This is a genomic window from Pseudomonas sp. TE3-3-F2023, from assembly GCF_036784815.1.
In the GTDB taxonomy this organism is placed as follows: domain Bacteria; phylum Pseudomonadota; class Gammaproteobacteria; order Pseudomonadales; family Pseudomonadaceae; genus Aquipseudomonas; species Aquipseudomonas pudica.
This window is the reverse complement of sequence record NZ_CP145113.1, coordinates 964,137-986,667: the sequence shown is the minus strand read 5'-3', so window position 1 is coordinate 986,667 and position 22,531 is coordinate 964,137. Positions and strand designations below refer to the sequence as shown.

At 61.3% G+C, this 22,531-nt stretch carries 8 protein-coding genes; 1 reads left to right on the top strand and 7 read right to left on the bottom strand.

The window, feature by feature from the left end; all coding sequences use genetic code 11:
- Positions 1–226: 226 nt before the first annotated feature.
- The gene (locus V3314_RS04400; protein ID WP_046616440.1) at positions 227–1,021 is read right to left on the bottom strand and encodes a tetratricopeptide repeat protein; all 795 of its coding nucleotides are present in this window, start codon (positions 1,019–1,021) and stop codon (positions 227–229) included.
- A 207-nt stretch (positions 1,022–1,228) separates the two neighbouring features.
- Here V3314_RS04400 and V3314_RS04395 point away from each other — a divergent pair, with 207 nt between their 5' ends.
- Positions 1,229–1,789, top strand: coding sequence for a WYL domain-containing protein (locus tag V3314_RS04395; RefSeq protein ID WP_338459951.1), 561 nt, complete (start codon positions 1,229–1,231; stop codon positions 1,787–1,789).
- 110 nt (positions 1,790–1,899) lie between these two features.
- Here the strand turns inward: V3314_RS04395 and V3314_RS04390 are convergent, their stop codons facing one another.
- The 6 genes from V3314_RS04390 to V3314_RS04365 form a co-directional block, all read right to left on the bottom strand.
- Positions 1,900–2,763, bottom strand: a complete 864-nt coding sequence (locus tag V3314_RS04390) for an ABC transporter permease (protein ID WP_015268522.1) — start codon at positions 2,761–2,763, stop codon at positions 1,900–1,902.
- A 14-nt stretch (positions 2,764–2,777) separates the two neighbouring features.
- The gene (locus V3314_RS04385) at positions 2,778–3,641 is read right to left on the bottom strand and encodes an ABC transporter ATP-binding protein (RefSeq protein WP_135002988.1); all 864 of its coding nucleotides are present in this window, start codon (positions 3,639–3,641) and stop codon (positions 2,778–2,780) included.
- Between the two features lie 6 nt (positions 3,642–3,647).
- Positions 3,648–4,667 (bottom strand): ABC transporter substrate-binding protein, encoded by a 1,020-nt coding sequence (locus V3314_RS04380; protein WP_338459950.1) that lies wholly within the window; start codon positions 4,665–4,667, stop codon positions 3,648–3,650.
- Positions 4,668–4,685: 18 nt separating this feature from the next.
- A complete protein-coding gene (locus V3314_RS04375; protein WP_046616444.1) occupies positions 4,686–5,585 on the bottom strand; it encodes a TauD/TfdA family dioxygenase in 900 nt (299 codons plus the stop codon).
- 198 nt (positions 5,586–5,783) lie between these two features.
- Complete coding sequence (locus V3314_RS04370) at positions 5,784–6,125, bottom strand: hypothetical protein (protein ID WP_046616445.1); 342 nt, start codon at positions 6,123–6,125, stop codon at positions 5,784–5,786.
- Between the two features lie 189 nt (positions 6,126–6,314).
- Positions 6,315–22,118, bottom strand: coding sequence for a retention module-containing protein (locus tag V3314_RS04365; RefSeq protein ID WP_338459949.1), 15,804 nt, complete (start codon positions 22,116–22,118; stop codon positions 6,315–6,317).
- Positions 22,119–22,531 lie beyond the last annotated feature (413 nt).

Sequence of the window (22,531 nt, the reverse complement as noted above, 5' to 3'; positions counted from 1 at the left end):
CCAAGGATATTCATAGTTTGCTAACTATCAATATACGCCTGTGCCTCCCCCTGTCGTCAACCGTGGGGATGGATGAATTGTTTTTCATGCTGGGGCTTTTGGTCCGCCTGTGCCGGCTTCTTCGCGGGTAAACCCGCTCCCACAGGTGATGCATACGATTCAAGCCATGCGCGGTACCTGTGGGAGCGGGCGAGCCCGCGAAGGGCCCGGACAAGCAGCAGCGCATTCAGGGCTGTATCTGGTCTTCCAGCTTCATGGTCAAGGCCAGTGTGCTGCCCATCTGCACCGCCCGGTCACGCCACTCCTGGTAGCGGCCCTCGTCACGGCTGCTGAAGTGCACCGCCAGCTCTTCTGCCGCCTGCACCACCCCCGCAGCTGCCGCCAGCTCAAGCCAGTACAGCGCGGCCTTTAAATCAGCCTCCACGTACAGCCCGTGCATCAACCGGTAACCCACCTCGAAACGGCAGCGTGCTTCGCCCTGCTCAGCCCCGCGCAGGAACCACTGGTAAGCCTGTATCAGGTCGACTTGCCATTGCAGGCCGCCATCACACACCTCTTCCTCGTACAGGTCACCCAGCGCGGCAGCAGCATGCAACATGCCCCGCTCGAATGCCTGCCGGTAGCACTCCGCCGCCTGTACATAGGAGGGGTCGATACCTTTGCCGAAGTAATGTTGCTGCCCTAGGTTGAACCACGCCGCGGCATTGCCTTGCAGGGCCGCCATGCGCAACAGGTGGCCGGCCAACACGGTGTCAGCACGCCAGTATTTGCCGTTGAGCCAGATCCAGCCAAGGTCGTTGAGCGCCGCCACGTTGCCTTGCAAGGCCTGGCGGCGCAGGTCGACGTACACCGCCTGCAAGTCGCTGGCTTCGTCCAGACGGGTGACAAGCAGCGAGCGTTGGCTGGGCAACCCTATCCCGGCAAACAGTCGCTGTCGCCTCCCGACAGCGGCCGGCGGGGCAATGACCCGCTCGGGCAGAAGGCGGGCAAGCAGCGAATGGATATTGCTGGCAGCAGACATGTTCATCCTCATTGAACGACACACAACCCCAACCTTCGGCTGTGATGAGGCGTGATTCTGCGTGACGTAACGTCAAAACCTGTCGCGAACGATTCGGCACCAGGCAACCAAATGCGACTTCCTTGATCTGAGCAGGCTGTGGCCAATTGCCATGACCCACGCCTGCCGCCATCCTATTGCGGCAAGCCTAGACAAGGACGTTATCTTTTGCCGTTCGCCACCACTCGCGCCACCCTCAGTCGGCAGTGGGCGCTGCTGCGCCAGCTGCCCAGCCGTTCCCCAGGCATTACCAGCGCCGAACTGCTCTGGCGCCTGCGTGACGTGGGCTTCACTGTCAGCAAACGCACTGTCGAGCGTGATCTCAACGAGCTGTCGCTGATATTTCCGCTGGAGCGCAATGACAAGAGCATCCCGTTTGGCTGGCACTGGTCGGCGAGCGCAGTGGGCGACTTGCGCGGCAATTTCGACTTGTTGACGCACCTGCGCGGCGATGCGCTGCAATCGGCTCGGGGTGAGGGGGTGGAGTTGGTGGCGCGGATCAGCGATACGCTGGCGCGGCAGTTGCGGGTTGCGCCGTTGAGTAGCGACATGCAGCTGACGGCGTTGGAGCACGGGCATCGGTTGCAGGCCACGGTAAGTGACGGCTGGCCACTGCGCTGGTGGCTGTTGAGCCATGGCGATGGGGTGGTGGTGGAGCAGCCGGGCGGCTTGCGGGAGGAGATCGGCAAGATCCTGAGCAATGCGGCGGCGCAGTACCAGAATTTTTAGCCTGTACCGGCCCTATCGCCGGCAAGCCATCTCCCACAGGTAATGCACAAGCCTTGAAAGCTGTGGCTTTCCTGCGGGAGCTGGCTTGCCGGCGATGAGGCCAGTGCAGGTCAACGCTGCATTCCCCAGCGCCGTACCGTCAGCCGCTCCAGGGTATTGAACACCAGCCCTTCCACCAGCAAGCCGATCAGGATCACCACCGCCAACCCGGCAAACACCTTGTCGGTGTACAGCTCGTTGCGGTTCTGGAAGATGTACCAGCCCAACCCGCCTTTGCCACTGCTGGCCCCGAACACCAACTCGGCAGCGATGAGGGTTCGCCAGGCAAATGCCCAGCCGATCTTCAGCCCCGACAGGATCGACGGCAGCGCCGCAGGGACAAGGATATGCAGCACCAGCCGCAGCCCCTTCAGGCCGTAATTGCGCCCGGCCATGCGCAAGGTTTCCGACACCCCAAGAAAGCCCGCATAGGTATTCAGCGCCAGCGCCCATAGCACCGAGTGCACCAGCACGAAGATCAGGCTGTTGTCGCCCAGCCCGAACCACAGCAGGGCTAGCGGCAACAAGGCAATCGCCGGCAACGGGTTGAACATCGAGGTCAGGGTGCCCAACAGATCGCGCCCAAGCTGGGTCGACACCGCCAGGCTGGTGAGGCCAAAGGCCAGAATGATCCCCAGCAGGTAACCCTTGAGCAGAATCACCAGCGACACGCCAACCTTGGCCGGCAACTCACCGCTGACCATGCCGTCCCACAGCGCCGTGGCCGTCTGCAGGAAGGTCGGTAGCAACAGATCGTTGCCCTGGTAGCGGGCAATGGCCTCCCACAGCACGGCGATCACCAGCAGGATGACCGCCTTGCGCAACCAGCCGTGCTGCCACAGGCGCTGTGCCAGCGGCAGGTTGCGCTCCACAGGCACACTGAGCAAAGGCTCCAGCTGCACCTCGTATTCCTGGCGTACAGGTGTAGTGGTCATGGCTGAAGCTCCTGTCAGTAGGCGATACGGATATCGTTGAAACCAAGATCGTCGGGCTGTTCGGGGGCACCCACCTCATCGAACAGCAAACGATGGATGCGTCGGGCACTGGCCTGGAATTCGCTACCACCCAGGCTGCCCAGGTCGTACTGGTGGCTGTGCACTTCGGCACGCACCCGCCCCGGGTGGGGGGACAACAGCAAGATGCGGTTGCCGACCACCAGAGCCTCTTCGATGGAGTGGGTAACGAACAGCAGGGTAAAACGCACCTCCTCCCACAGCAGCAGCAGTTCTTCCTGCATCTTGCGCCGGGTCAGCGCATCAAGTGCTGCGAACGGTTCGTCCATCAGCAGGATCTTCGGCTGCGTGGCCAGGGCACGGGCGATCGCCACGCGCGCCTTCATACCCCCCGACAGGGTGTGCGGGTAAGCATCGGCGAAGGCGGCCAGGCCGACTTTGTCCAGGTAGTGCAGTGCCCGCTCCTCGGCCTCGGCGCGTTTCAGCTGGCCCGACACCAGCAGAGGGAACATGACGTTCTGTTTCACCGTCTTCCATGGCGGCAGCTGGTCGAACTCCTGGAACACCACGATGCGGTCGGGGCCAGGGCCGCTGACTGGCTGACCTTGCAGCAGTATCTGCCCCTCCTGGGGCGAGATGAACCCGGCCACGGCCTTGAGCAAGGTGGACTTGCCGCAGCCGGAAGGGCCGAGCAGCACGAAGCGGTCGGCACGGTCGACTTCGAAGCTGACCTGGTGGGTGGCCCGCACCACGCGTTGCGCGGTGCGGTATTCGAGGCTGAGGTTATCCACCTTGAGCAAAGGTGGCGTTGCGACACGGCTCAGGTTGCTGGCCGTGTGGCCTGGCAATGGGGCGGTCATGATCGGTCAGCTCCCCTGCAGCGGCCGTTCATCCTGGAAGAAGTAGTCCTTCCACGACTCCGGCTTGTGCTTGATGGCGCCTACCCGATAGAGGAAGTCGGCCAGCTTGTAGGTGTTTTTTGGCGTGACCGTGAATTCGTACTGCGGGTTGTCGATCAGCTTGATCAGCGTGTCGCGATCGATCTTCGCCTTGGTCACGCGGATGTAGGTGTCGGCGGCGGCTGCCTTGTCCTTCTGGGCGAAGTCCGCGGCTTCGGACAGCGCATCGACGAAGGCCTTGTAGGTCTTGGGGTTGTCCTTGCGGAATTTCTCGGTGGCAAACAGCAAGGTCGGCGAGTTGGGGCCGAGCAGGTCGTAGCTGTTGAGCACCACGTGCACGTTCTTGTTGGCCAATACCTGGTCCTGGAACGGCGGGTTGGAGAAGTGCCCGTTAAGTTCGGTGCCGCCGGCCAGCAGCGCGGCAGTGGCATCCGGGTGCGGCACGGCCAAGGTGTACTTGTCGAGGCGGTTGTATTCCTTGTCGCCCCATTGCTGGGCAGCGGCATACTGCAGGAAGCGCGACTGCACCGAAACGCCTACCGCCGGCACGGCGATGCGGTCCTTGTCGGAGAGGTCGGCAATGGTCTTCACGTTGGGGTTGCTGCTGACCAGGTAGTACGGGAAGTTGCCCAGCGAGGCCACGGCCTTGACGTTCTGTCGGCCCTTGGTGCGGTCCCACACGGTCAACAATGGGCCAACACCGGCACCGGCAATGTCCACCGAACCGGACAGCAGTGCATCGTTGATGGCCGAGCCACCCGACAGCTGAGCCCAATCGACTTCGATGTCGATGCCCTGCTCCTTGCCATGTTTTTCGATCAGATGCTGGTCACGCACTACGTTCAGCAGCAGATACACGATGCCGAACTGTTCGGCGATGCGAATCTTGCCTTCTGCTTGCGCCGCGGCGGGGGCCGCCAGGCTGCCTACGACCAGGCTTGCGCCCAAGCCGATGCTTGCCGCCAGGCGGCTGATGGATTTACGCATGGTGGGTTTCCTCAGTCGTCAGAACGGGGCATCGCCCTGGATGGTGGTGCGATACAGCTTGCGTCGCAGATGTGCGGGGCAGCCGGTTGCCAGGTGGATCAGCGAGCGGTTGTCCCAGAACACCAGGTCGTGGGGCTGCCACTGGTGGCGGTAGATGTTCTGCTCCAGCACGCTCAGGGCATACAGCTGTTGCAGCACATCGCGGCTTTCGTCGCTTGGCAGGCCGACGATACGAGTGGTGAAGCCTTCGCTGACGAACAGCGCCTTGCGGCCGTTCTCCGGGTGGGTACGCACCACCGGGTGGATGACTTCCTGTACCTGCGCCAGCTGCTCGGCGGTCAGAGTCGGGCGCCAGTTGCCTTCGAATTTGGTCTCGGCATAGCGGGCGGTGTAGGAGTGCGCAGCATCACGGCCCTCGATCACCTTGCGCAGGGCTGCGGGTACGGCGTCCCAGGCCTTGTGCATGTCGGCAAACAGAGTATCGCCGCCCTGGTCGGGCAGTTCCTGGGCATGCAGCATGGAGCCGAGGCTGGGCAGTTCCTTGTATGACAGGTCCGAATGCCAGAACTTGCCGGCATCACCCAGGCCGATGTTCTGGCCGTTTTCAATGATGTTGGAAACGATCAGGATCTCGGGGTGGCCGGCGAGCAGGAACTGCTTGAGCACATGGATCTGCAATGGGCCAAAACGGCGGCTGAAGGCGATTTGCTGGTCGGGGCTGATGCGCTGGTCGCGGAACACCAGCACATGGTGATCGAGGTGGGCGCGATGGATACGGGCGAAATCCTCGGCGTTGACCGGTCTGGCCAAGTCCAGGCCGATGATCTCGGCGCCTACGGCACCGGAGAAGGGGCGGATTTCGAAGTGTTGCGGCTGGGCGCTGTCGGTGATCGACAAGGCGTTCGAGGCGGCTGACATTATTCACTCCCACGCAGTGCGCGACTTCAACGGCGCGCAACGATCAGAAACGCACGGGGATTTCCCGTGTGGGTTCAAGTCGTGCGGCGCATCGATTGGTCGACGGGTACGCAGTGGAGGCGACTATATAGTCATAAGAAAATTATTTTAAATACCGATAAAGAATAACCATAGCACTGCTGTCACGGGCAGTACGAATCAGATCAACCCGCTCTGCTCTTCTTCATCGATGAGGTTGTTCAGGCTGCTGAGCGCCTTGCGCGCTTTAGAACGGTTGAGCAGCTTGGCCTGCGCACCAGCGGGCAGGTCGGTGATCTTGAACACACCCTTGGCGGTCAGCACATCGATCAGGTCCTCGAGCACGCGGATCATGTCGAGGTCGCTTTGCTTGAGCTGGTTGAGGCTGTTTTCCACATCGTCATTGGCAAACCATTCCTGGATATCGGCATGGTCGGCGGGGAGTATTTCGGTGAACTCGTCAAAAGCGGCTGCTTCTACCCGCAGCAACTGGCCAGCGTCGTCGCGTTGCACGTAGAACATGGCAGTGTCCCTCGTCACATTGGTTCCTTGGTGGTAGACAGCAGCATAGGCAAAGATCACCGGGCACGCAGGCCCGGCGCCAGAGTATGCGCTGTCGCAGGATGTCAGGAAAGTGCCATGGCCGCTGAGCGGCCAATCGCTGGCTTGCCGGCGATCGGGCTGCAGAGCAGCCCGCTAGCGCATCAGCAATCAGCTGTCCTTGTTGTGGATGATGATGGTCGGGTCAGCACCGCTGATCAACGAGTTGATTGTGGTGTTGGACCAGTTCACCCCTTCCAGCTTGATGGTCACGTCGGCGTTGGCGATACCACCGGCGGCGTTGAGCTTGCCTTCGCTGCTGACCTGCAGCGTCGTCGTGCCTTCCACCGTGGTGAGCTTCAGGTAGTTGTCGATGGTGCTGCCCTTCTCTCCCTGGAGCAGGTCCTTCAGGTCGATACGGTCGCCTTCGGCCACCTTGAAGTCTTTGATCACGTCTTTGCCGGTATCGCCAGCCTTCCATACGAAGGTGTCGGCACCGCTGCCACCGGTCATGGTGTCATCGCCCTTGCCGCCAAGCAGGATGTCATTGCCTTCACCGCCGAGCAGAGTGTCCTTGCCCAAGCCACCGATCAGGATGTCATTGCCCTTGCCACCGTCGAGAGTGTCGTCGCCGCCTTGGCCGAACAGAAGATCATTGCCCGCGCCACCGTTGAGAATGTCGTTGCCATCGTTACTGCGCGAGACATCGAATTCGCTTACGTGCTCGACGATGTACTTGTGCAGCACGCGACCGTCGACATCACCCAGGGCCACACCCAGCTGGCCTGCGACATATCCCTGTATGGCTTCGACACCGTTGCCGGCGACCGAACCGAAGCTCACCAGGTCACCGAAGATGATGTCGTTGCCGTCACCACCGTTGACGGTGTCATTGCCTGGCACGGTGGCTTCGGTGTGGCCCAGGATCGCTTCCGCCAGTTTGCTCGGGTCGATATTGGTCTGCGGCTTGCTATCGGTGTCGTAAGGCTTCAGGTCGTTGACATTGACTGCACTGTTCAGGCCGATGGCTTCCACGCCAGACAGGTTGGACAGCAACAAGAAGCTCTGTTGCGAGTTGTAGTCCACAGAGTAGTAACCGCTTTCGGCGTAAGAGAACTCGAAGGTGCCATCACCTTGGGCGTGCAGCTGCCCGGATGCACCACTGTCGTTACGCCATCCTTTGTTGTAGTACTCAGCGGTCATGTTGCCTTTGGCATCGATGCTGAAGCGGTTGTCGCTGCCCACCATCTTGTTGGTGACCACGTCGCCCAACTTGTAGCCGATCGACTTGAGCACGGAATCCACCGTGGTGCCGATGTTCCTGAAGGTGCCCTCACGTTCGCCAGCCTGGTACACGTTCGGCTGACCGTCGGTGATGAAGAACGTCTGACGGCTGCCGGTGTTACCCGCGTCCATCAATTGCTTGAACCAGTTGGCGGTGGTCTTGAAGGCATCCTCGTAGTTGGTCGAGCCGCTGGAATAAAGCGTATTGAGCGCAGTGTAGAGCGAGCTCAGCGCGTTCTTGTCGCCCAGGTTGACCGAAACCGTACTGTTCACTTGGGTGGAGAAGTCCACCAGCAGGATGTTCACTGTGCCGGACTGCGCGCCCTTGACGCTGTTGGCCAAGGTATCGAACACCGACTTCAGCGAGTTGCGCGCGGCATCGACAGCGCTGCCCATGCTGCCTGAGGTATCGACGATGAACGCAATGTTGTAGTCCTGGCCCGGCGTCACGTGCAAGCCACTGATGTCTGCAACGATGATGTCACTGGTGGCGGTGCCGGTGAAACTGTCGCTGTCGGTGGTCAGGTTGCTGGCGGTGTAGGTGTCCGGATAAACGGTTACCTTGATCGTACCTTCGGTGGAGGCTTTGCTGCCACCCACGCTTTCGGTAGCGGTCGAGGTGACCTTCACATCGAAACTGCCCTGGTAGTACGCCGGTGGCTTGATGCTCAGGCCGTTGAGGTTCCAGCCGGTGACGTCAACCGAAGTGGCGCCGACGGTTACGGTATGGCCGGCGCCATCGCTGATCACCGAACCTGCCGGAATGCCGTCCAGCTTGACGCTCAGGCTCTCGGAGCCATCGGTGTCGGTCAGGTTGGTGGAAATGCCAACCAGCTTGACGGTGCCGTTCTCCGGCCCTTCGTTGAGCTTGTAGCCGTCGTAGTAACCTTGGCCGTCACTGCCATGGAAATCGGATACGGAAAGCCCGGCGTTACCCATCGCCGCAACGTTCGGGTACATCGGGATGGCCGAGCTGCTCAGGTCGGTCACCGGGCCGTTGCCGACCTTGACGTTGATATCCAGGCTGCCCGGGCCGGACTGGTTGGCATGGTAGATCTCGAGGGTGTAGTAGCCGCTGACAGGCGGCGAGAAGCTGCCGGAGATCGTACCGCCCGCCCCCCAAGTGGCGCCGACCACGCTGGTTTTGCCGATGTAGACCTGCAGGCTGTCATCGGCTGTGCCGCTGAAGGTGTAGGTCTGGCCGGCTTCCAGGTAGATAAGGCCGGAGGTCTTGGAGCCAGTGCCGGCGGCAACGCTGCCGCCCGAGTCGGCGCTGGCAACCTGCTCGGTCTTGCTGGCACTGCCAGAGTTGGCGAACACGTTCTTCAGCGCAGTACCGCTAATGCCGTTGCCGTTGGTGCCCAGGCCCGTGAGGCTGTTCCAGGTTTCCTTGGTCAGGCCAAGCGAATCTGGGGTATTGCTGCCGATGTTCAGGCCAGGCTTGTCGGCTACAGGCGTAATATCGACCTTCAGCGTGGCCTCGTTACCAGCAGCGGTACCGTCGGTAGGCTTGTACTTGATCTGGGCATAGTCGGCCTGCTTGTTGCCGACGCCCGTTCCGCCATATCCGTCGATACCCGACTCGTTGGGTTTCGGCACGAACCGCAGGTTGCCGGCAGCGATGTCGGCCTGGCTGACGGTCTGGTTCTGGGCGACGTTGACCCAGGCGGTGCCGTTGAACAGCTGCAGGGAACCTGCTGGCAGCTGGGTGAAGGTCACACCCAGGCTCGACAGGGCACTGTCGACGTCGGAAATGTTGAAGTCCTTCCAGGTCAGCACCAGCGGCGTGTCTTCGACGCCAGTGACGACGCCGCCGGCGGCAACCGGTGCGTCGTTGACTGCGATCACATTCACCGTGGTCGTGGCGGTGTTCGAGGTATTCACGCCGTCGGTCACCGTCACGGTGATGATGCGAGGCGTGGTGCTCGGGTTCTCGCTGCTGTTTATGAAGGTGATGTTCTTGATCGCCTGGATATAGTCGGCCAGCGATGCAGCGCCGCTCAGAGTCAGGACTACCTTGCCGTCGGTACTGTTGGCGTTGATCGTGATGCCGTTGACACTGTTACCCAGGTTCAGCGCGTCACCCGGCTGGCGGTTGGTCAGGGTGACCGTCGCGCCAGTCAGCTTCGAGCTGTCGAAGTCGGTGATGGTGACGTCCACATCACCGATCGACACACCACTGCCCGGCTGGTTCTCGGTGAAGGTGGTCTGGTAGTCGGCACCGGTCTTGCCGCTGGAGTCGTTGCCATCCAGGTCCAGAACCGGGGCCGGCTCGAAGATCTGGGTGGTCACGCTGCCGGCGCTGGAGCTGATGTCGAGCTTCTCGAAGTTGCCACCGGTGGCCGAATCGATCTTGACCGTGAAGTGCTCGGTGCCCTCGGTGGCGCTGTCCTTGAAGGTCGGGATGGTGAACGTTGCCTGCGTGCTGTTGGCCTTGATTACCACGGTGGCCACGCCGGTGTAGTCAGTGCCATCGGCCGCGGTGCCGGTGTAGGTCAGTTTGACGGTGACGTCGGTCTCGGCCTTGTTGGTCAGGTTCAGCACGTACGTGGCATCGCCACCTTCAGCAACCGCGGCGGTGCCGCTGATGCTCAGGGTGGTGGTCTGGATGGTATCCGTCACCGCAGTGACCGCCGCCGTATCGCTGACGTTCAGTTTCTCGAAGTTGCCACCGCTGGTTTCGGTGATCTTCGCCGAAACGTTGCCTGCATCGATATAGACGTCATCGGTCGGCGCCGGAACGGTAACGCTACCGGAGAGCTTGCCCGCTTCGATGCTGATGACGGCACCATTGCTGAGCTTGATGGTCATGTCGGTGCCGGCCTTGTTGGTCAAGGCGGCGGTGTAGGTTATCTGGCCACCTTCCTGGACGGTAGGAGTGGCAGTCAGGGTCAGACCGGTGCTATCGAGGGTGTCGGTAACTTTGGTCACAGCTGCAGTGCTGCTGACGTTCAGCTTCTCGAAGTCACCACCGGTGGTGCCGGTAACGGTCACGCTCAGGTTTTCGGCATCGAGGTACACGTCGTCGCCTGGGGCATCGACGGTGATCGACGCTTCCTTCGAACCGGCCGCGATGGTGATGGTTTCACCGTTGCTCAGCTTGATCACCAGGTCGGTACCGGCCTTGTTGGTCAAGGTCGCGGTGTAGGTGATCTTGCCGCCTTCTGCCACGGTGTCCGTCGCGGTCAGGGTGAGCGTGGTGACGTCCGGAGTCGCCGGGTTGTCGGTGACGGTGGTCACTGGCTCGCCAACCGCCACGGTCTTCTCGTAGTTGCCACCCGAGATATTGGTGATCTTGTTGGTCAAGTCCAGGTTGGTGTTGTGGACGTTGTTCGGGGCGGTGAACGGTACCGAAGCAGACGACTCGCCTACCGGAATGGTGATGGTCTGGCCGTTGGCCAGTTTCACCACCAGATCCGAGCCGGTGACCTTGTGGTTGACCGACGCGGTGTAGGTCACCACGCCACCTTCAGCAACGGTCGAGGTCGCGGTCAGAGTGACGGTGGTGGTGTCGATGGTATCGGTCACCTTGGTCACGGCCGCAGTACTGCTGACGTCCAGCTTCTCGAAGTCACCACCGGTGGTGCCGGTAACGGTCACGCTCAGGTTTTCGGCATCGAGGTACACGTCGTCGCCTGGGGCATCGACGGTGATCGACGCTTCCTTCGAACCGGCCGCGATGGTGATGGTTTCACCGTTGCTCAGCTTGATCACCAGGTCGGTACCGGCCTTGTTGGTCAAGGTCGCGGTGTAGGTGATCTTGCCGCCTTCTGCCACGGTGTCCGTCGCGGTCAGGGTGAGCGTGGTGACGTCCGGAGTCGCCGGGTTGTCGGTGACGGTGGTCACTGGCTCGCCAACCGCCACGGTCTTCTCGTAGTTGCCACCCGAGATATTGGTGATCTTGTTGGTCAAGTCCAGGTTGGTGTTGTGGACGTTGTTCGGGGCGGTGAACGGTACCGAAGCAGACGACTCGCCTACCGGAATGGTGATGGTCTGGCCGTTGGCCAGTTTCACCACCAGATCCGAGCCGGTGACCTTGTGGTTGACCGACGCGGTGTAGGTCACCACGCCACCTTCAGCAACGGTCGAGGTCGCGGTCAGAGTGACGGTGGTGGTGTCGATGGTATCGGTCACCTTGGTCACGGCCGCAGTACTGCTGACGTCCAGCTTCTCGAAGTCACCACCGGTGGTGCCGGTAACGGTCACGCTCAGGTTTTCGGCATCGAGGTACACGTCGTCGCCTGGGGCATCGACGGTGATCGACGCTTCCTTCGAACCGGCCGCGATGGTGATGGTTTCACCGTTGCTCAGCTTGATCACCAGGTCGGTACCGGCCTTGTTGGTCAAGGTCGCGGTGTAGGTGATCTTGCCGCCTTCTGCCACGGTGTCCGTCGCGGTCAGGGTGAGCGTGGTGACGTCCGGAGTCGCCGGGTTGTCGGTGACGGTGGTCACTGGCTCGCCAACCGCCACGGTCTTCTCGTAGTTGCCACCCGAGATATTGGTGATCTTGTTGGTCAAGTCCAGGTTGGTGTTGTGGACGTTGTTCGGGGCGGTGAACGGTACCGAAGCAGACGACTCGCCTACCGGAATGGTGATGGTCTGGCCGTTGGCCAGTTTCACCACCAGATCCGAGCCGGTGACCTTGTGGTTGACCGACGCGGTGTAGGTCACCACGCCACCTTCAGCAACGGTCGAGGTCGCGGTCAGAGTGACAGTCGTGGTGTCGATGGTATCGGTCACCTTGGTCACAGCTGCAGTGCTGCTGACGTCCAATTTCTCAAAGTCACCACCGGTGGTGCCGGTAACGGTCACGCTCAGGTTTTCGGCATCGAGGTACACGTCGTCGCCTGGGGCATCGACGGTGATCGACGCTTCCTTCGAACCGGCGGCGATGGTGATGGTTTCACCGTTGCTCAGCTTGATCACCAGGTCGGTACCGGCCTTGTTGGTCAAGGTCGCGGTGTAGGTGATCTTGCCGCCTTCGGCGACGGTGTCCGTCGCGGTCAGCGTAAGCGTTGTGACGTCCGGAGTCGCCGGGTTGTCGGTGACGGTGGTCACTGGCTCGCCAACCGCCACGGTCTTCTCGTAGTTGCCACCCGAGATATTGGTGATCTTGTTGGTCAAGTCCAGGTTGGTGTTGTGGACGTTGTTCGGGGCGGTGAACGGCACCGAAGCAGACGACTCGCCCACCGGGATGGTGATGGTCTGACCGTTGGCCAGTTTCACCACCAGATCCGAGCCGGTGACCTTGTGGTTGACCGACGCGGTGTAGGTCACCACGCCACCTTCAGCAACGGTCGAGGTCGCGGTCAGAGTGACGGTGGTGGTGTCGATGGTGTCGGTAACCTTGGTCACGGCCGCAGTACTGCTGACGTCCAGCTTCTCGAAGTCACCACCGGTGGTGCCGGTAACGGTCACGCTCAGGTTTTCGGCATCGAGGTACACGTCGTCGCCTGGGGCATCGACGGTGATCGACGCTTCCTTCGAACCGGCCGCGATGGTGATGGTTTCACCGTTGCTCAGCTTGATCACCAGGTCGGTACCGGCCTTGTTGGTCAAGGTCGCGGTGTAGGTGATCTTGCCGCCTTCGGCGACGGTGTCCGTCGCGGTCAGCGTAAGCGTTGTGACGTCCGGAGTCGCCGGGTTGTCGGTGACGGTGGTCACTGGCTCGCCAACCGCCACGGTCTTCTCGTAGTTGCCACCCGAGATATTGGTGATCTTGTTGGTCAAGTCCAGGTTGGTGTTGTGGACGTTGTTCGGGGCGGTGAACGGCACCGAAGCAGACGACTCGCCCACCGGGATGGTGATGGTCTGACCGTTGGCCAGTTTCACCACCAGATCCGAGCCGGTGACCTTGTGGTTGACCGACGCGGTGTAGGTCACCACGCCACCTTCAGCAACGGTCGAGGTCGCGGTCAGAGTGACGGTGGTGGTGTCGATGGTGTCGGTAACCTTGGTCACGGCCGCAGTACTGCTGACGTCCAGCTTCTCGAAGTCACCACCGGTGGTGCCGGTAACGGTCACGCTCAGGTTTTCGGCATCGAGGTACACGTCGTCGCCTGGGGCATCGACGGTGATCGACGCTTCCTTCGAACCGGCCGCGATGGTGATGGTTTCACCGTTGCTCAGCTTGATCACCAGGTCGGTACCGGCCTTGTTGGTCAAGGTCGCGGTGTAGGTGATCTTGCCGCCTTCGGCGACGGTGTCCGTCGCGGTCAGGGTGAGCGTGGTGACGTCCGGAGTCGCCGGGTTGTCGGTGACGGTGGTCACTGGCTCGCCAACCGCCACGGTCTTCTCGTAGTTGCCACCCGAGATATTGGTGATCTTGTTGGTCAGATCCAGGTTGGTGTTGTGGACGTTGTTCGGGGCGGTGAACGGTACCGAAGCAGACGACTCGCCTACCGGAATGGTGATGGTCTGACCGTTGGCCAGTTTCACCACCAGATCCGAGCCGGTGACCTTGTGGTTGACCGACGCGGTGTAGGTCACCACGCCACCTTCAGCAACGGTCGAGGTCGCGGTCAGAGTGACGGTGGTGGTGTCGATGGTGTCGGTAACCTTGGTCACGGCCGCAGTGCTGCTGACGTCCAATTTCTCGAAGTCACCGCCGCTGGTGCTATCGATATTGGCCTGAACGGTACCCGCATCGATGTACACATCGTCGCTCGGCGCGTCGATGGTAATCGACCCTTCTTTCTGACCCGCCGCGATGGTGATGGTCTCGCCGTTGCTCAGCTTTACGGTAAGCGTAGTACCCGCCGGGTTGGTCAGCGTAGCGGTATACGTAATCTTGCCGCCTTCGGCCACGGTATCCGTCGCGCTCAGCGTAAGCGTGGTGACATCCGGGGTCGCCGGGTTGTCGGTGACAGTGGTCACCGGCTCACCAACGGCCACGGTTTTCTCGTAATTACCACCCGAGATGCTGGTGATCTTGTTGCTCAAGTCCAGATTGGTATTGAGTGCGTTGTTCGGTGCAGTGAACGGTACCGATGCAGACGACTCGCCCACCGGGATGGTGATGGTCTGACCGTTGGCCAGTTTCACCACCAGGTCGGAACCGGTGACCTTGTGGTTGACCGACGCGGTGTAAGTGACCACGCCACCTTCAGCGACGGTCGAGGTCGCGGTCAGAGTGACAGTCGTGGTGTCGATGGTATCGGTCACCTTGGTCACGGCTGCGCCGCTGTTTACATTCAGCTTCTCGAAGTCACCACCCGAGGTTTCGGTCACTTTGACCTGAAGCACTTCAGCATCGATGTAGACATCATCGCCTGGAGCATCGACGGTGACCGAAGCTTCCTTCGAGCCTGCGGCAATGGTGATGGTCTCGCCATTGCTCAGCTTGATCACTAGATCGGTGCCGGCCTTGTTGGTCAAAGTCGCGGTGTAAGTGATCTTGCCACCCTCGGCAACCGTAGGGGTCGCGCTCAGGGTAAGGTGGGTAATGTCCTTCGTGCCTGGTCCGTCGGTCACGGTCGTCACTGGCTCGCCAACTGCTACGGTCTTTTCGTAATTGCCGCCCGAGATGTCAGTGATCTTGTTGGTCAGGTCCAGGTTGGTGTTGTAGGCATTGTCTGGCGCGGTGAACGGTACCGACGCCGACGACTCACCCACCGGAATGGTAATGGTCTGGCCGTTGGCCAGTTTCACCACCAGATCCGAGCCAGTGACCTTGTGGTTGACCGATGCGGTGTAGGTCACCACGCCGCCCTCGACCACGCTCTGCGTGGCGGTCAAGGTCACGGTGGTGGTGTCGATGGTATCGGTGACTTTCGTTACAGCCGCCTTGCTGCTGACATCCAGTTTTTCGAAATTACCACCCGTGGCATCGGTGATGGTCACGCTGAGGTCTTTGGCATCGATGTACACATCGTCGCCTGGGGCGTCGACGATGATCGAAGCTTCCTTCTGGCCAGCCGCGATGGTGATGGTTTCGCCGTTGCTCAGTTTGATGACCAGGTCAGTGCCGGCCTTGTTGGTCAACGTGGCGGTGTAGGTGATAGCGCCACCTTCGGCCACTGTAGGCGTAGCAGAGAGCGTCAGGCAGGTAATGTCCTCGGAGCCTGGGCCATCGGTAACCGTCGTGCTGACTTCCGTTTTGTCCAGGGTCAGCTTTTCAAACTTCCAGGCATCTGCACCGCTGACCGAGTCGATCGCGTTTACTACAGGCTGAGCGCCTACATAGACATCATTAGGCGCGGTAACGGTGATAGAGCCGGTGTTGCTGTTAGCTGGCACCATGACAACGGTCTTGCCGTCGCTGAGGGTGAAGTAGAGCGGCGAGTGGTTGTTGATCGGCAGGCCGTCTTCGCTGGTCAGCGTGACGGTATAGGTAATTTCGCCACCTTCGGTAACGGTATCGGTAGCCGTCAGCTTGGCCACCACTTCGTTGATGGTGTCAGTCACTTCCACCGACGCGGCGCCGCCAAACTGCAGGTTCTCGAAGGTACTGCCTGCAGTATCGGTCGCTGACTTGAGGCCGAGACTGATAGTGCCGGCGTCCTGATAAACGTCGTCTCCCTGTACGGCGTGGGTGTACTGCGCACTGGTCTCCCCCGCCTTGATCGTGACCTGGGCATCGTTGCTCAGGGTAACGACAAGATCATGCGCCAGCGCGGTGTTGATCTTCACGGTAAATGTCGGGTTCTGGTTCTCGAGAACCGACGCTTGGTCGGCCTCGATGCTTACCAACACAAGATCGCCACCAGAGCCAGGGGTGCCGGATTCATCAGTCACGGTGGTACTGACCTCGGTTTTGTCCAAGGTCAGTTTCTCGAACTTCCATACATCCGCACCGCTAACCGAATCGATCGCATTGACCACCGGCAGATTGGCGCCCATGTAGACGTTGTCCGGCGCGGCAACGGTAATCGAACCAGTTGTGCTGTTGGCCGGTACCTCAATAACGGTCTTGCCATCGCTGAGGGTGAAATACAGCGGTGATTGGATGTTGAGCGGCAGTCCATCCTTGCTGGTCAGCGTGACGGTGTAGGTAATTTCGCCACCTTCGCTTACGGACTCGGTAGCGGTCAGTTTGGCGACGACCTCACTGATGGTATCCGAGATTTCAACGGTAGCCGGGCCTCCGAACGCCAGCTTCTCGAAGGTGGCGCCCGAAACGGTGGCATCCGTCACGCTGAGCGTGACAGAGCCGGCATCCTGGATTACGTCATCGCCTTGGGCCGCAGTCTTGTATTCCACTTCGGTCTTGCCGGCCCCGATGGTCACGGTATCGCCGTTCGACAAGGTAACCGTCAACGGACGGTCCAGTGCCTGGCTTACCTTCACAGTAAAGGACGGCTGCTGGTCCTCTGTCACATTGCCATTGCTGACAATGCTCACGGTGACGGTATCGATACTGTCATTGATGACAGTCGATGCTGGCGTCGGGTCTGGCGTCAGCTGTTCGAAGTTGCCACCGGTCGCACCGGTAATCGTGGTGCTGACGGTCGAACCGTTGTTGTAGACGTCGTTCGCTGGCGTTTCGAAGTCGACGCTGCCCTGGGTCTTGCCAGCTTCGACGGTGATGGTCTGGCCGTTGGACAGAGTCACAGTCACCGGGGTCTGGGCCGGGTTGCTCAGGGTCACGGTGTAGGTGATCACCCCGCCTTCGGTCACCGATGGAGTGGCCGTCAGGGTGGCGGTGGTGTTGTCGACCGAGTCGTTGATCGTGGTCTGGGCCGGGGTCGGGTTCGGCGTCAGCTGCTCGAAGTTGCCACCGGTCGCACCGGTAATCGTGGTGCTGACGGTCGAACCGTTGTTGTAGACGTCGTTCGCTGGCGTTTCGAAGTCGACGCTGCCCTGGGTCTTGCCAGCTTCGACGGTGATGGTCTGGCCGTTGGACAGGGTTACGGTCACCGGAGTCTGGGCTGGGTTGCTCAGCGTCACGGTGTAGGTGATCACCCCGCCTTCGGTCACTGATGGAGTGGCCGTCAGGGTGGCGGTGGTGTTGTCGACCGAGTCGTTGATCGTGGTCTGGGCCGGGGTCGGGTTCGGCGTCAGTTGCTCGAAGTTGCCGCCGGTCGCACCGGTAATCGTGGTGCTGACGGTCGAGCCGTTGTTGTAGACATCGTTGGCCGGGGTCTCGAAGTCCACGCTGCCCTGGGTCTTGCCCGCTTCGACGGTGATGGTCTGACCGTTGGACAGAGTCACAGTCACCGGGGTCTGGGCCGGGTTGCTCAGGGTCACGGTGTAGGTGATCACCCCGCCTTCGGTCACCGATGGAGTGGCCGTCAGGGTGGCGGTGGTGTTGTCGACCGAGTCGTTGATCGTGGTCTGGGCCGGGGTCGGGTTCGGCGTCAGTTGCTCGAAGTTGCCGCCGGTCGCACCGGTAATCGTGGTGCTGACGGTCGAGCCGTTGTTGTAGACATCGTTGGCCGGGGTCTCGAAGTCCACGCTGCCCTGGGTCTTGCCCGCTTCGACGGTGATGGTCTGACCGTTGGACAGAGTCACAGTCACCGGGGTCTGGGCCGGGTTGCTCAGGGTCACGGTGTAGGTGATCACCCCGCCTTCGGTCACCGATGGAGTGGCCGTCAGGGTGGCGGTGGTGGTGTCGACCGAGTCGTTGATCGTGGTCTGGGCCGGGGTCGGGTTCGGCGTCAGCTGCTCGAAGTTGCCACCGGTCGCACCGGTAATCGTGGTGCTGACGGTCGAACCGTTGTTGTAGACGTCGTTCGCTGGCGTTTCGAAGTCGACGCTGCCCTGGGTCTTGCCAGCTTCGACGGTGATGGTCTGGCCGTTGGACAGGGTTACGGTCACCGGAGTCTGTGCCGGATTGCTCAGGGTCACGGTGTAGGTGATCACCCCGCCTTCGGTCACCGATGGAGTGGCCGTCAGGGTGGCGGTGGTGTTGTCGACCGAGTCGTTGATCGTGGTCTGGGCCGGCGTCGGGTTCGGCGTCAGTTGCTCGAAGTTGCCGCCGGTCGCACCGGTAATCGTGGTGCTGACGGTCGAGCCGTTGTTGTAGACGTCGTTCGCTGGCGTTTCGAAGTCGACGCTGCCCTGGGTCTTGCCGGCTTCGACGGTGATGGTCTGACCGTTGGACAGGGTTACGGTCACCGGAGTCTGGGCTGGGTTGCTCAGCGTCACGGTGTAGGTGATGACGCCGCCTTCAGTCACCGATGGAGTGGCCGTCAGGGTGGCGGTGGTGGTGTCGACCGAGTCGTTGATCGTGGTCTGGGCCGGGGTCGGGTTCGGCGTCAGTTGCTCGAAGTTGCCGCCGGTCGCACCGGTAATCGTGGTGCTGACGGTCGAGCCGTTGTTGTAGACATCGTTGGCCGGGGTCTCGAAGTCCACGCTGCCCTGGGTCTTGCCGGCTTCGACGGTGATGGTCTGGCCGTTGGACAGGGTTACGGTCACCGGAGTCTGGGCTGGGTTGCTCAGCGTCACGGTGTAGGTGATGACGCCGCCTTCGGTCACCGATGGAGTGGCCGTCAGGGTGGCGGTGGTGTTGTCGACCGAGTCGTTGATCGTGGTCTGGGCCGGGGTCGGGTTCGGCGTCAGCTGCTCGAAGTTGCCACCGGTCGCACCGGTAATCGTGGTGCTGACGGTCGAACCGTTGTTGTAGACGTCGTTCGCTGGCGTTTCGAAGTCGACGCTGCCCTGGGTCTTGCCAGCTTCGACGGTGATGGTCTGGCCGTTGGACAGGGTCACGGTCACCGGAGTCTGTGCCGGATTGCTCAGGGTCACGGTGTAGGTGATCACCCCGCCTTCGGTCACCGACGGAGTGGCCGTCAAGGTGGCGGTGGTGGTGTCGACCGAGTCGTTGATCGTGGTCTGAGCCGGGGTCGGGTTCGGCGTCAGTTGCTCGAAGTTGCCGCCGGTGGCGCTTTCGATGGTTACGCTGACGGTCGAGCCGTTGTTGTAGACATCGTTGGCCGGGGTCTCGAAGTCCACGCTACCCTGGGTCTTGCCCGCTTCGACGGTGATGGTCTGACCGTTGGACAGGGTTACGGTCACCGGGGTCTGGGCCGGATTGCTCAGGGTCACGGTGTAGGTGATCACCCCGCCTTCGGTCACCGACGGAGTGGCCGTCAGGGTGGCGGTGGTGGTGTCGACCGAGTCGTTGATCGTGGTCTGGGCCGGCGTCGGGTTCGGCGTCAGCTGCTCGAAGTTGCCGCCGGTCGCACCGGTAATCGTGGTGCTGACGGTCGAGCCGTTGTTGTAGACGTCGTTCGCTGGCGTTTCGAAGTCGACGCTGCCCTGGGTCTTGCCGGCTTCGACGGTGATGGTCTGGCCGTTGGACAGGGTTACGGTCACCGGAGTCTGGGCTGGGTTGCTCAGCGTCACGGTGTAGGTGATGACGCCGCCTTCAGTCACCGATGGAGTGGCCGTCAGGGTGGCGGTGGTGGTGTCGACCGAGTCGTTGATCGTGGTCTGGGCCGGGGTCGGGTTCGGCGTCAGTTGCTCGAAGTTGCCACCGGTCGCACCGGTAATCGTGGTGCTGACGGTCGAACCGTTGTTGTAGACATCGTTGGCTGGCGTCTCGAAATCGACGCTGCCCTGGGTCTTGCCCGCTTCGACGGTGATGGTCTGACCGTTGGACAGGGTGACGGTCACCGGAGTCTGTGCCGGATTGCTCAACGTCACGGTGTAGGTGATGACGCCGCCTTCGGTCACCGACGGGGTCGCCGTCAAGGTGGCGGTGGTGGTGTCGACCGAGTCGTTGATCGTGGTCTGGGCCGGGGTCGGGTTCGGCGTCAGCTGCTCGAAGTTGCCGCCGGTCGCACCGGTAATCGTGGTGCTGACGGTCGAACCGTTGTTGTAGACATCGTTGACCGGGGTCTGGAAATCGACACTGCCCTGGGTCTTGCCGGCTTCGACGGTGATGGTCTGGCCGTTGGACAGGGTCACGGTCACCGGGGTCTGAGCCGGATTGCTCAGGGTCACGGTGTAGGTGATCACCCCGCCCTCGGTCACCGACGGAGTGGCCGACAGGGTGGCGGTGGTGGTGTCGACCGAGTCGTTGATCGTGGTCTGGGCCGGGGTCGGGTTCGGCGTCAGCTGCTCGAAGTTGCCGCCGGTGGCGCTTTCGATGGTCACGCTGACGGTCGAGCCGTTGTTGTAGACGTCGTTGGCTGGCGTTTCGAAGTCGACGCTGCCCTGGGTCTTGCCCGCTTCGACGGTGATGGTCTGGCCGTTGGACAGGGTTACGGTCACCGGAGTCTGTGCCGGATTGCTCAGGGTCACGGTGTAGGTGATGACGCCGCCTTCAGTCACCGATGGAGTGGCCGTCAGGGTGGCGGTGGTGGTGTCGACCGAGTCGTTGATCGTGGTCTGGGCCGGGGTCGGGTTCGGCGTCAGCTGCTCGAAGTTGCCACCGGTCGCACCGGTAATCGTGGTGCTGACGGTCGAACCGTTGTTGTAGACGTCGTTCGCTGGCGTTTCGAAGTCGACGCTGCCCTGGGTCTTGCCAGCTTCGACGGTGATGGTCTGGCCGTTGGACAGGGTCACGGTCACCGGAGTCTGTGCCGGATTGCTCAGGGTCACGGTGTAGGTGATCACCCCGCCTTCGGTCACCGACGGAGTGGCCGACAGGGTGGCGGTGGTGGTGTCGACCGAGTCGTTGATCGTGGTCTGGGCCGGGGTCGGGTTCGGCGTCAGCTGCTCGAAGTTGCCGCCGGTGGCGCTTTCGATGGTCACGCTGACGGTCGAGCCGTTGCTGTAAACGTCGTTCGCTGGCGTTTCGAAGTCGACGCTGCCCTGGGTCTTGCCCGCTTCGACGGTGATGGTCTGGCCGTTGGACAGGGTCACGGTCACCGGGGTCTGAGCCGGATTGCTCAAGGTCACGGTGTAGGTGATCACCCCGCCTTCGGTCACCGACGGAGTGGCCGTCAGGGTCGCAGTGGTAGTGTCGATGGTATCGGTAACCTGGGTAACCGCTGGTGTTTGCGGTACGGTTACCGTCAATCCACCGCCCCCGGTTGTGCCCGTTACGGTCGCCGAAATCTGGCCGCCGTCGATATACGGGGTATCGCCTGCCGGAACCACGACGTTGACGCTACCCGAGGTTTGCCCGGCCGGAATGACAATTACGGCCCCGTTTGACAGGGTGATCACCAAGTTGGTGGTCGGCGCCTGGCCAACCGTAGCGGTATAAACAATTACGCCGCCCGCTTCGCTGATGGAAGGGGTAGCGCCAAGAGCCAGGTCGGTAGCAACGTTGGTGTCTGTCGTCGGTGTGGTCACCTGGTTGTTGCTGGTGGTATCCAGCACGCCAACCTCTTCGCCATCGAGCACGGCAGCAAAGCCCAGCCCGTCAGTCGGGAAGCCGACGGTAGGGTCGACCCGGCCCGCGGTTTCTTCGAGCATGACAAAGCTGTGGCCACCGCCCAGTGCGCCGCCGCCGCCCGCCGACGATGGGCCAGCCGCAGTCGCTTCAAGCTCGGTAGTCGGGTCGACACCAGCAGCGATCGCCTGTTGCAGCTCTTCCACCGACGGCGCGGCTTGTGCGGTAGCCTGGCTCAAGTCGGTGCTGCTGTCTGGCGCATCAGCGCTCCACTGGCTGTCTCGACCCAGGTCAAGCAAGCGGCCATCGGCCAGCTCCAAAGTAACTGCCCCCCCTGGTCCGGTGAGCACTTCCTCACCGGACAGCAGGCGGTCCCCTTCGATCAGAACACGCCGGATGCCTTCTGGGGAAACCGCAATAACCTGGCCGACAATACTTTTGACGATGGCTACAACGCTGCTCATTGGACTCTCCGTGTGACCCGATGGGTACTTCCCTGCCAGAGCGGCACTTGCAGGCCACTTCAGGCGGAACTATGTCGATGATCTCGTGACGCTTTTGACGTCAATATCCCGTCTATAACTTTTCGGAATTGACTAACTGCCAAACTATTGACCTTGCACATGCCATCCTAAACAATCGGCAATGTAATGTCACATTGATATTTGAACCTTAGCCAAACGTTTCTTAAGGACCAATGTCGCGCATCATTGAAAGCGTTTTTCCACATCTTGATAACCGCAAATACGGAAAAAAGGTAACCGCTCAGGTGTCAATAATCGGCTCACTCGCAGGCCAATGCTCGAAAACAAGCACAAACCTTGCCGAAGGCAGCCAACCAGCCGCCGAGAACTTACCAGCATCACCAGCCCTTCAG